The organism is Nocardia sp. NPDC055053 (assembly GCF_053608285.1).
In genome coordinates, this window is record NZ_JBSGVD010000036.1 from 1 (window position 1) to 12575 (window position 12575).

At 71.0% G+C, this 12575-nt stretch carries 4 protein-coding genes and 1 tRNA gene; 2 read left to right on the forward strand and 3 right to left on the reverse strand.

Features of this window, described 5'->3' with window-relative positions:
- Positions 1-58: 58 nt before the first annotated feature.
- Entirely contained in the window at positions 59-1294 is a 1236-nt protein-coding gene (locus ACWF82_RS28025) for a hypothetical protein (RefSeq protein WP_452505932.1), read from the reverse strand.
- A gap of 286 nt (positions 1295-1580) precedes the next feature.
- Here ACWF82_RS28025 and ACWF82_RS28030 point away from each other — a divergent pair, with 286 nt between their 5' ends.
- A complete protein-coding gene (locus ACWF82_RS28030) occupies positions 1581-2219 on the forward strand; it encodes a TetR family transcriptional regulator (protein ID WP_452506044.1) in 639 nt (212 codons plus the stop codon).
- Positions 2220-2330: 111 nt separating this feature from the next.
- On the opposite strand, the gene acpS is transcribed toward ACWF82_RS28030, so the two are convergent.
- Positions 2331-2759: a holo-ACP synthase AcpS gene (acpS, locus tag ACWF82_RS28035; protein WP_019045582.1), complete on the reverse strand. Its 429-nt coding sequence runs from the start codon at positions 2757-2759 to the stop codon at positions 2331-2333.
- 11 nt (positions 2760-2770) lie between these two features.
- Entirely contained in the window at positions 2771-12094 is a 9324-nt protein-coding gene (locus ACWF82_RS28040; protein ID WP_452505935.1) for a fatty acid synthase subunit beta domain-containing protein, read from the reverse strand.
- Between the two features lie 372 nt (positions 12095-12466).
- Between ACWF82_RS28040 and ACWF82_RS28045 the strand changes: the two genes are divergently transcribed.
- Positions 12467-12548: transfer RNA gene (locus ACWF82_RS28045), tRNA-Leu, on the forward strand.
- The last annotated feature ends 27 nt before the right edge of the window (positions 12549-12575 follow it).

The following is a 12575-nucleotide window of genomic DNA, read 5'->3' on the forward strand; positions in this document are numbered from 1 at the left end:
GTATTTCGCGCGGCCCCTCGCGGGAGCTGACTCGTTCGGCCGTTGCCGGATGCGGGTGTCAGTAGGCCGATTCCGTGCGCGGGATCTCCGGCACCGGTGCCTGGGCGGGCTGCATCCCCATCGGTATTCCCGTGCCCGGCAGGGTCGGCGCCGCGGCGGGCGTCTGCGGGACGACCGGGGCCGCCGGTTCCAGGGGCAGCGGATCATCCTGCGGCGCATCGCCGTACAGCTGGGTGGGGTAACCGAGCGGGAACTGGCTCGGGTCGATCAGCTGCGGGTTCGGCGACACCGTCTCGTACGGCGAGGTGTCCGTCGGCTCGGTCGCCGGGCTCACCTCCAGCCCGCTGCCGGAGCCGATACCGCCCGCCGAGCCGGTCTCCGCCGGACCGGTGTCGGCGGTCTCGTGCATGCCGGGGCCCAGCGGCGCGATCGAACCGGCGGGGCTCGCACCCGGCTCCGACGAGACCGCGGTGTTGTCGACCCCCTGCGTCCCGTCGTTCATCACCGCGTACGCGCCGCCCGCGACCAGACCACCCGCCAGCAGGCTCGCCGCCGCGACGACGATCGCCGCACCCCGTTTGGAGTGCGCCGCGACCGCGACCGGCACGTCGGTGGCGTCACCGAGCGCGACCAGCGCGGCGCCCGCGGCCGGGGCGAACGGCGCCAGCCGACACGGCAGCACCGGCACGCCGAATCCGGCGGCCGCCTCGCGTACCGCGGGCGCGTCGGCGGACGAGCCGACGAGCACCACCGCGCCCGGCCGCACCGAGGCCGCCTCGAACTGATCCCGGGCCGCCGACACCCCCGTGCGCAGCGCGTCCGGAGTGGGCGCGCCGGTCTGCGAGAAGGCTGCGAGTACCCGGTGCCTGCCGGGATCGAGCAGTGTCATCGCCTGGTAGCCGGGCACCGCCTCGTAGACCAGCAGGTTGTCGAACTCGTCGAGCCAGGTCATCGCGCCCGCGACGAACAGATGCGCCGACTTGGCCGAGACCAGTGAGGCCGTGTGCCATCGCGTGGCCGCGAGCCGGGTGACGATCGCGCGCCGCTCGACGGAATCGCGGTAACTCACTGCCACCCCGGCGATCTCGTGCTCGTCGTCGAGTTCGGCGGCCATCGTGTCCAGTGCCACCTGCACCGCCGCGGCGATCTCCGCCTTGCTGTCCCCGCCCGCACGCACAGTGCGCCGCAGCAGCATCCGGTCGGTGAGCGTGTCGCCCGTCTCCGCGAAGGCCACCGCGTGCACGGCGCCTCGCTCGGTGCTGACGCCGAGAGTGATCACAGATCCTGCAGCCACAAGTCTTGCCTTCCCACGGGGGCAGATAACTTCGCGGTAGGTCGGTTGCGGCGAGAGATCACCGCGAATTAGCGTGCGGATGCACGCACGCTCATCTGATGATTCGTCACCAGCCCGGGCCCGGATGGGAGGAATTTCGCCCAGTTGTTGACACGCTGTCGGTAGACGCGTGTCGCGGATGTGTGGATACCGCTAGCCTGGATGGGTGGAAGTACACGCGCAGGCCCGGTCCAAGCAGAGCCGTCCGGACCCTGCGCTGGAGTTGCAGGACGACCCGCAGGAGCTGATGCCGCGCAAGCGGCCGACCCAGGAGCGCAGCAAGCGCAAGTTCGACGCGCTGCTGCAGTCGTCGCGGGAACTGCTCGTCGAGGTCGGCTTCGAATCGTTCACCTGTGAAGAGGTCGCGCAACGCGCCGAGGTGCCGATCGGCACGCTCTACCAGTTCTTCGCCAACAAGTACGTGATCGTCTGCGAGCTCAATCGGCAAGACCTGGTTGCGGTTTCCCGTGAGCTGGCCGACTTCCACGGCGAGATCCCGTCGCTGGACTGGTTGCGGCACATGAACCAGTTCGTCGATCATCTGGCGAATCTGTGGACCACCGATCCCTCGCGGCGCGAAGTGTGGCTTGCCATGCAGTCGACCCCGTCCACCCGGGCGACGGGCGCGCTGCACGAGAAGGAATTCGCCGAGGTGGTCTCGCAGATGCTGCGGCCACTGACCCCGCGCACCCCGCGCGCCCGGCGCACGATGATGGCCGAGGTGCTCGTGCACGTCGTCTACTCGATGCTGAACTTCTCCGTGCAGGACGAGCAGTCCAATGCCGACGCGGTCGCCGAGCTGAAGCGGCTGATGGTCGCATACCTGCTTGTCGCGGAAAAAGAATCGCGGACCGACCGCCACCCCGAGTCTTCGGCCGACAGCTAGGTCGCGCCGCACGTCGGCGACCGGGCCTGCGGTGAACAACTCGCCGGGTTCTGGGCGTTCCCGGCGAGTTACCCATGTACTCACGAGATCAGTTGTTGCGGCGGCCCGCGGTCAGTGTCGCCCCTCGATCAGGTCGGCGAGTTCGCCCGGGTCTTCCAGCACCACCATCGCGGCTGCTGTGTCACCGTCGTGGGTCAGGGACAGGTGGACTCGCGCGCGGGGCAGGAACTCCGCGGCCAGGCCGTGCAGTTTGATGCTCGGCCTGCCCCACGCGTCGTTGACGACTTCGATCAGCGGATACGGGTTGTCCCCGATCTGCGGGCTGCGCGCGAAGCGAGACGATGCCCAAGCCTTGAGCACCGCCTCCTTCGCGGCCCAGCGTGCGGCGAAGCTGCGGGCCGGGTCCGTCTGCTTGCTCTGGCAGTAGCGGCGTTCACCAGCGGTGAAGCTCTCCCTGAGCATCGTCGTCCCCGACCGTTGCAGCTGCTCGGCGAACTCGGAGATGGTCACCAAGTCCAAACCGATACCGAGAATCGTCACGAAGCGGCAGCTTACGACGCTTCGGTCGGCTGCGGAGCGATTTGCCCAGCGCCGCAACCCCATCCGTTCGCCCGGTACACACCCTCGCTGTCGAGCCTGGCCTCCGGCGAGAGCAGCATGTCGGCCTCGAGCTGACGGATCTGCTTGGCCGGAGTGCCGTCGGCGCCCAGGCGACGATCCGCGGGCTTCTCGTACAGCGCCGCGCCACCGCACATGGCCTCGGCGAAACGCTGCCTGCCCGCGAGCTGACGCGCCTGCGCCCGCTCCTGGTACTCGGCCCTGGCAGCCGGTTCGATCGCGGCCAGGAACGCCTGCGGATGAACCACCGCGAGCAGACCGGACACATGGCCGAAGCCGAGCGAGGTCACCAGACCCGCCTTCAGCGCGAACTTGTCACCGAAGCGCAGCGGTTCGCGCGCCCACACCAGGTGCGGGTAGGCAGCCATCTTCTCGTCGACACAGTCCAGGCTCCGGTTCGGCGGCACCACACCGTTTTCCAGCACCTGGCACAGGCCGATGAGCTGGAAGGCCGCCGCGCCGCCCTTGGCGTGGCCGGTGAGGCTCTTCTGCGAGACCACGAACATGGGAGCGCCGTCGGTGCGGCCCAGCGCGCCTGCGAGCCGCTCGTGCAGCTCCGACTCGTTGGGGTCGTTGGCCGCGGTGGAGGTGTCGTGCTTGGAGATCACCGCGATGTCGTCGGGCGTGACACCGAGCTTGCGCAGCTCGGCGGCCAGGCGCGAGCCGCTACCACCACGGCCCGCGCCCAGCGCGCCGAGACCCGGCGCGGGGATGGAGGTGTGCACGCCGTCGGCGAAGGACTGCGCGAAGGCGAGCACGCCGAGCACCGGCAGACCCATCTCCACGGCCACGTCACCGCGGGCCAGCAGCACGGTGCCACCACCCTGCGATTCCACGAACCCGCCGCGACGGCGGTCGTTGGCGCGGGAGAAGTAGCGGTCGCTGATGCCCTTGGCGCGCATGGCCGCCGAGTCCGCGGTGGCCGACATGTCACCGAAGCCGACGATGCCTTCGATGCCGAGATCGTCGAAACCACCGGCGACCACGACCTCGGCCTTGCCGAGCCGGATCTTGTCGACGGCTTCCTCCACCGACACCGCCGCCGTGGCGCACGCCGCGACCGGGTGCACCATGGCGCCGTAGCTGCCGACGTAGGACTGCACGACGTGCGCCAGCGCGACGTTGGGCAGCGCCTCCTGGAGGATGTCGTTCGGGCGCGGCTCGCCGAGCAGGTTGTCGACGTAGAGCGAGCGCATCGAGGACATGCCGCCCATGCCGGTGCCCTGGGTGTTGGCCACCAGGCTCGGGTGCACCCAGCTCATCAGCTCGTCGGGGCTGAAGCCTGCGCCGACGAACGCGTCGACGGTGCAGACGATGTTCCACAGCGCGACCCGGTCGATCGAGGCGGCCATATCCGCGGAGACACCCCAGATCGTGGGGTCCCAGCCGGTCGGGATCTGACCACCGACGACGCGCGAGAGCTTCGCCTTGCGCGGCACCCGGATCTCGGTGCCCGCCTGACGGGTGACGGTCCAGTCGCTCGAATCGGCGACCGGGCTGATCACCGTGTGCTCGGGATCGGCGGTGTGGAAGGCACGCGCCTCGGCCTCGCCCGCGACCGTGAAGGTCAGGTCCTGGTCGAGGAACACCGAGGTGAGCAGCGGCGCCGCGTTGTCGAGCATCGCGCCGTCGTCCTCGTAGCGGCGCACGCCGCAACGCTCGACGACGGTGTCGTGGTAGCGCTCGGCCAGCTCGCCCTCCGGCACGAAGTCCCCGGATTCGGTGTCGTACCAGCCCGGTTTCGGGTCGTTCTCCCAGCGGATCAGACCGGTGGTCCAGGCCAGCTCGAGCACGCCCGCGGCCGAGAGCTTGTCCTCGACCTCCATCTCGAAGCGGGTGCGCGAGGAGCCGTACGGGCCGAGCTCGGCGGCGCCGACGATGACGACCATGTCGCTGAGGTCGGCGGTCACCGCACCCCATTCCGGCACGGGCAGTACCGAACTCAGGGTGGGCGGCGCGGGCAGCGCGGCGATGGTCGCGGCGGTGGCCGCTTCCTCCTCGCTCGCGGCCGCGGCCTCCTGGGCCTGCTTGGCCAGCGCGGGCAGGTCGAGCTTGGCGCGCGCCAGACCACCGGTGAGGTCGATCTGCTGCGGCCCGGTCTCGGTCACCTGACGGGCCCGCGAGGTGCACCACTTGAGCAGCTCGTCGGCCATCTCGGTGGTCGACCAGGTGTGCACACCGGCCTTCTCCACGGCCTCGACCATCGGGTCGTTGTGGCCCATCAGCCCGGTGCCGCGCACCCAGCCGATCAGCGCGTGCACCATGGTGACCCGCGCGGACCACGACTTCTCGGCCCGCCACCGGGTGACCACCGCGTCGAGCGCGGCCTTGGACTCGCCGTAGGCGCCGTCGCCGCCGAAGAGGCCACGGTTGGGCGAACCCGGCAGCACCACATGCAGTTTCGCGTCGACGTCGTGATCGGCGCCGAGGGCGGACAGCCCGCCGATCAGCCGCTCGACCGACCACAGCAGGACCCGCATCTCCATCTCGGCGCGAGCGCCGGCGTCGGCGAGATCACCGGCGACGCGCGGTGCCGCGAACGGCAGCAGCAGCGTCGGGGTCATGGCGTCCTTGACCTTGATCTTGGCGCCGCCCGCGTTGTCGACCTGCTCGGTGCCGACCCACTCGATCAGCGCGTCCAGATCCTGGTAGGAAGCCATGTTCGCCGGGACGACCCACAGCGCCGCGCCGTGGCGGGCGTTGTCACGGTACAGCGAACGGTAGAACCGCAGCCGCTCGTCGTTCAGGCGGGAGGTGGTGACCACGACCGTGGCGCCACCGGAGAGCAGCTTGCCGGTGACCGCGGCCGCGATGGAACCCTTGCTGGCGCCGGTGATCACGGCGACGTCGTCGGACCACAGACCGGCATCGGTGGTGTCGAGCGCGGCTTCCGCGATCTGGGCGTACACGCCTGCCAGCACCGAGCGGGCCTCGTGCATGGCCCGCTGACGCCACCAGTTCGCCTGCGCGGCAACGGCTTCGCCCGCGCCGGCGTAGCCGGTGATCGGCTGCCCGGCGGTGGCGGCGTCGTCGCCGAGCCACAGGGTGGCCAGGTCCTCGCGGGCGGTGGCCCAGCGGTCGTCGATCAGCACGGCCTTGCGGGCGTCGAACGCCGGGGCGACCAGCCGCGGCCAGTCCGTGCCGAGCTCGGCCGAGACCAGGTCGACGAGCGTGTCCTCGGTCGCCTCGGGCGCGCTGACCTGCTCGCTGAGGCCGAGCTGCTCGAGGATCACCCTGGCCGCGGTGGCGAGCACGCCGTCCCGGCCGGTGATCTGCTCGGTGAACTCGCCCAGCGCCGCCGCGTCGACGGTGCCGCCGGACGCGCCACCCGCCGAGGGCAGCGAGACCGCGACACCGCGTCGCGCCGCGACGGCCTGCACGGCGGCGTCGATGGCCGCGTCGACCGAGGCCGCGTCGCTCAGCGCACCGCCGACGAGCCCGCCGAGGTCACCGCCGCGCACGCTGGCGCCTTCGCGGGTGCCGAGCGAGACCTCGGCGGTGACGTGGCTGGCCCAGCCGTCGCCCAGTTCCCAGACCTTCTTGACCCGGTCGGCGATGGCGGCGGGCCGCTTGCCGGAGGGGCCGAAGACCTTACGCAGGTGGTCGCCGATGGCATCGGTGAGCACGGTGCCGAACGGCTTGTAGGTGCGGGCCAGGCGCTCGACGGTGGCCGACAGGGCGCCCATGTCGGCGTCGGCGGCACCGTCGATGGCGCCGAGCGAGAGCTCGGAGCCGAGGTCGACCAGCAGCTGGTTGCGGCGCGACGACACGCCGTCGCAGAGGCCTTCGATCGTGTCGACCGGGCCGATCTGGTCGAGCCGCAGCTTGGTCCACAGCGCGATGAGCACGCGGGTGGCGTCGGCGGCGGAGAAGGAGATGTCGTCGGGACGCGGGCCACCGGTGGCGACCGGGGCCGCGGCTACCGGTGCGGCGGCAGGGGCTGCCGCAGGCGCCTCGGCCGGGGTCTCCTCGATGTCGTCGACCGGGGCGGGATCGGTGTCGGTGGCGTAGACGACCGCGGCATCGCGCTCGACATTGACCACTTCGACCGTCGCCCCGCCGAACGCGGGCAGCTTCAGCGTCTGCGAGGCCAGGTTGGCCACCGTCGGGGTGGCGCCGAGGCCGATCTCGACGAACCGCTCCACGCCGAGGCCGCCGTGCGCGGGATCGGTGAACAGCAGGTCCTGGGTCTCGATCCAGCGCACCGGGCTGGCGAACTGCCAGGCCAGCAGCTCGATCAGCACCACGCGGCACAGTTCGGCCTCGCGCGCCGCCCAGCTGTCGAAGTCGGCCAGCACCGCGGCCAGCGGCTCGGACGGCACGAGTTCGGCGATCTCGGTGAGGAATTCACGTTCCAGCGAGAACGGGCGCGGCACCAGGTTCGGGATGTAGCGGCCGACGAGCACCTCCGGGCGCACCTCGGTCGGCAGCAGCTGCTCGAGCTTGTGCCGGAACTCCGGGACACCGTCGCGCAGCACCGAGGAGTGGAACGGCACGTCGATGCCGGGCACCAGGATGAACGCCCGCTTGCCACCGAATTCCTCGCGACGCCGGTCGATCTCGGTCTCGAGCGCCTCGAGCCCGGCGACCGTGCCCGCGATGGCGTACTGCGAGCCACGCAGGTTCAGGTTAACGACCTCGAGGAACTCACCGGTGGCCGCGCCGATGCCGTTGACGAAGTCGATGACCTCGGCATCCGGCAGCCCGATCTGCGACGGGCGGATGGCGGCCATCCGGTAGTCGCTGCGGCCCTGCGCGTCGCGCGGGACCAGCTCGTGCATGGCCGAGCCACGCTGGAACACCACCTCGAGCACGGCCTCCAGCGGCAGCACCCCGGCGACGGCGGCGAGCGCGTTGTACTCACCGACCGAGTGACCCGCCAGCATCGCGCCCTCGACGAAGGCGCCCGCCTCGCGCAGCTCGGCGACCTGGGCGACGCCGAGGGTCGCCATGGCGACCTGGGTGAACTGGGTCAGGTGCAGCACGCCGTCCGGGTGCCGGTGTTCGACACCGCGCGCCTTGAGGTAGGTCGGGTTGTCGCGCACCACCGCCAGGATCGAGAAACCGAGGGCTTCGCGGGTGTGCGCGTCGGCACGCTCCCACACCTGCTTGGCCGCCTTCGAGCGGGTCAGCGCGTCCAGACCCATCCCCTTGCGCTGGATGCCCTGGCCCGGGAAGGCGTAGACGGTCTTCGGGGCGGCGGTGCGCCCGGTCGCGGTCATGACCAGGTCACCGTCGACGCGGCAGGAGACCTCGACGATCTCGCTGCCCGCGTCCACCGCGATCCGCTCCACCCGCACGTCCACGGTCGCGCCGGGGCGCACCATGCCGAGGAACCGGGTGGTCCATGCCGTGAGAGTGCGTGCGGGAACGGAGCTTTCGGGATCCACCGCGACGACCGCGTGCTGGGCGGCGGCCGAGAGCCACATGCCGTGCACGATCGGGCTGCCGAGGCCGGCCAGCTTGGCCGCGGCATCGGAGGTGTGGATCGGGTTGTGGTCGCCGGAGACCGCGGCGAAGGCGTGCATGGCGCGCGGGGCGGCCATGGTGACGTCGCGGCGACGGCGGCGCGGGGTGTCGGTGGCCTCGTCGGACACCGCACCGGCCGCGCGCGGCGGATCGGTGAGCTCGCCCGCGCCGTTGCGGCCGCGAATGGCGAACCGCTCGACCAGCCTGGCCAGCGGCGCCGCCTCGAGCCCCTGATCGAGGATCAGGCCGACCGTGACGGCCACCTCGACGACCCGGCCCATATCGGTGTCGACGACCGCGCCGCTCTCGGCCCGCACCACGAGAATGCCGGTCTCCGCGGGCAATTCGCTCAGCAGCTCGATCTGGTGGTCCAGGTGGACCAGATCCAGCATGCCCTCGATCACCGAACCGCCCTTGCCGGTGCGCGCCGCGCCGAGCACCGCGAACACCGCGGGCCAGCAGGCGCCGACGAGCACGTCGGGCGCGGTGCGGCCGAGGGTGCTCAGCGTGGCGGGCAGACCCGAACCGGTGACACCGGCGTGGTCGGCGACCAGGTCGGGCATCCAGGCCAGGTTGAGGTGCGCCACACCGGCTTTCACCTCGGGCAGCGACTGACCGGCGGCCACGCCGAGCAGCGCCGACATGGCGGTCTCGGCATCGGCTTCGGTGATCACCGGCGCGCCACCGGAGTAGATGCTCACCGGCACGGTGATGCGGATCTTCACCGCGTCCCGGCCCAGCAGCGGCACCGCCAGCTCGACGTAGCCGAAATCGGCCTCGGGACCGGAGATCTCGGTCAGCGTCGCGCCGGTGCCCTGATGCACCGCGCTCCCCTGCTCCACGACCCACTCGCCGACGGCGCCGAGGCGGTGCACCGGGTTGACGGTGGTGCGGCCGGCCCACTGCACGTCGGGGGCGGCGAGCACGGTGTCGATCGGGCCGGTCACGACACCGGCGACGCGGCGCGCGTCCACCGGCGACGGCACGACGCCCGCCCGGACCAAGCTGTAGGCGGTGTCCTGCTCGAAGCGGTCGAGCAGCTCGCCCACCGGCTCGTCGACCCGGGTGATGCCCGCGACCGCGACGGTGCCGGGGATGACACACACCTGGTCGGCCGAGTAGCGCGGATCATGGGCCTGCCACAGCGAATCCGAGCGCCACCAGCGACGCACGTCGGCGTCGACGACGGGCACGAAGTTCACCGGCTTGCCCGGCGTCTTGCACAGCGAGACGAAGAACGGCACGTCGGCCGGGTGCAGCACGGTCTCGGCGACGCTGGGGTACTGCTTCTTCAGCTCACACAGCGCCTGCACCGGGTGCTCGAAGGCCTCGTCGTCGGCGAACAGCGTCTCGATCTCGCCGCTGTCGGCGGGGTGCAGCCGGGCTTCGGTGCGCCGCATCATCTCCGCGAACCGGTCGCGCCAGCTGATGTCGAGCCAGTCCGAGCGGGTGGCCTCGCGGATCGCGTCGCCGATGTCGCTGCCGCAGTCGAACGAGATCGGGACCTCGCTCGAGACCGCGAGCGAGACATAGCGTTCCAGCCACTGCTGGTAGGTCATGGTGGCGACGTCGCCGAAGTAGGGCTTGGCGGTGGCGTCGAGCGCCGCGATGATCTCCGCGCGCCGGGCGGCGACGGCCTCGGCGTCACCGGCGACCTCGTCGAGCAGACGGCCCGTGCGCGAGGCGGCGTTGTCGATCTCGTGGATGTCGGCGCCCAGCTGGCTGCGGCCCGAGGCCATGCCGCCGGAGGCGGTGCCCGCACCGACCCAGTCGGGGGTGCCGGGGGTGTCGACGAGCAGCTGCTTGACCTCGGGGGCGGTGGTGGCCTCGAGGGTCGCCATGGCGGCGGTGCCGACGAGCACGCCGTCCAGCGGCATCGCCGGGTAGCCGTGGTTGGTGGCCCAGGTGCCGGTCAGGTAGTCGGTGGCCCGCTCTGGGGTGCCGATGCCGCCGCCGACGCAGACCACCACATTGGCGCGGTTGCGCAGCTCGGCGTAGGTGGCCAGCAGCAGGTCGTCCAGGTCTTCCCAGGAGTGGTGCCCACCGGCCTTGCCGCCCTCGATGTGCATGATCACCGGGTAGTCCGGCACGGCGTCCGCGATGCGCAGCACCGCGCGGATCTGGGCGACGGTGCCCGGCTTGAACGCGACGTGGCTGATGCCGGCCTCGGTCAGCTCCTCGATCAGCGCGACGGCCTCGTCCAGCTCGGGAATGCCCGCGGTGACGATCACGCCGTCCAGCGGCGCACCCGCCGCGCGCGCCTTCTGCACCAGGCGCTTGCCACCGAGCTGCAGCTTCCACAGGTAGGGGTCGAGGAACAGCGAGTTGAACTGCACCGCGCGGCCCGGCTGCAGCAGCTGGCGCAGCTCGGTCATCCGGTCGGCGAAGATCTGCTCGGTGACCTGACCGCCACCGGCCAGCTCGGCCCAGTGACCCGCATTGGCCGCGGCCGCGACGATTTTCGCGTCGACGGTGGTCGGGGTCATGCCGGCGAGCAGGATCGGCGAGCGGCCGGTGAGCTTGGTGAACGCGGTCTCCACGACAATGCGCCCGTTGGGCAGCCGCACCGGCTTCGGCGCGAAGGCCGACCACGGGGTGGCGGCCTCGGGGGCAGCGCCGGGGGTGAGCAGGCTGCGCTGGCCGGGGCGGGTGGCGGCGGCGACAACGCCGACGCCGGTGCCCTTGAGCGAACCGCCGGTGACCCGCGAGAGCAGGTCGCCGGGGCCGAGATCCAGGATCCACTCCGCGCCTGCCTCGACGACGGAGTCGACGGTGGCGACCCAGTCGATCGAGTCGACCAGGATCTGCTGGGTCAGCGAGGCGGCGAGCTCGGCGTCGAGGTCACACTGCCGGGCCCAGCCAGCGACCAGGTCGACGGTCTCGGCCAGGGCCGGGTGGTGGAAGGCGATGTCGACGGCGACGTCCTCGAACACCGGCGCGAACACCGCACCGCCACGAATCTTGCTCTCCCGCTCGCGAGTCTGCTCGTCGTGCAGCTGCGCGCACTTGGCCCGCACCCGATCGAGCTGGGCGGGAGCGCCCGACAGCACGACCCGCCTGCGGCCGTTGCGGATCGACACCACCGCGGCGAGCGCGGGATCGACACCATCGGCGACCTCGGCGACGATCGCCCGCAGCTGCTCGGGATCGACATTGGACACCGCGACCATCGGCGAGCGCTCGCCCACCGGCATCAGCCCGCGCCTGCGCGCGACGAGCCCGGCGGCTGCACCGACGAGCTGGGCGATGGCCAGCAGCTCCGCGTCGCGCGCGCCACCCGCCTCGACCGCGGCGGCGGCGAACAGACCCTGCGAATGCCCGACGATCGCGACCGGCGGGTGCTCGGCCGTGTCGAGACCCTGCAGACGCAGCGCCCTGGTGGCCGCGAGCTGGGCGAGCAGCACGCCGGGCATCGACACAGCGGCCGAACGGAGCACGGAGTCCGCGGGCACCGACGAGGGCTCTTCCGGCTCGTCCAGCTCACTCTCGAGCATCCAGCCCATCGGATCGAAGCCACCGGGACGCACCACCAGCAACTGCGAAGCAACCGGCTCGATCAGCGTCGCGGCCTCGTGCACCAGCGCGGTCAGCTCGGGTTCGAGCGCGCTGTCGCGACCGATCTCCTCGAGCTCGCTCAGCCACTGCGCACCCTGCCCACCGAAGGCCAACGCATATCCGGCCCCGTTGCACAGCTGCTCCACCAGCGCCGCACGGACACCCGACGCCTGGCCACGACCAGCTTTCGCGGTCGACTCCATGCCCATCTCGGTGCTCTCGTTGATCGTCAAGACGCTCGACTTCCTTCTCCTGGCGCTCCGCCCACCGACGGCACGCACACGTATCCGGCAGCCCCTCGGGCCTGTTGAGAGCCACGATCGCACAAAATCATGAGGAAAGCCTCACGTTTCCCGCCCCTACGCCGGCTACCGCCGAGTATTTAGGCACGTCCGTACCAAAATTATCTGAAACATGACCCCGCCTCATGTTTGAACGCGCAGGTGGGGCCTGTTACTTCGCTTCGCAAACATGAGTGGCCCTCACATTGAGGGTTACCAAATCGTTATAATCCCAGGTCGTGTTACCGACGAGTACGACATGCCGCCCCAACGCTTCGCGTAGCCGGATTTGCCCGGTAGAGTTTGGACGGTCGTACACATCCAGCGCGAGTGGCGAAATTGGCAGACGCGCCAGATTTAGGTTCTGGTGTCCACGGACGTAGGGGTTCAAGTCCCCTCTCGCGCACAGATTCCTGGCACACGTGCCACTTTC

Excerpts from the sequence above, each read along its gene's own strand:
- ACWF82_RS28030 (WP_452506044.1), top strand. The coding sequence starts at position 1,581 with ATGCCGCGCAAGCGGCCGACCCAGGAGCGCAGCAAGCGCAAGTTCGAC.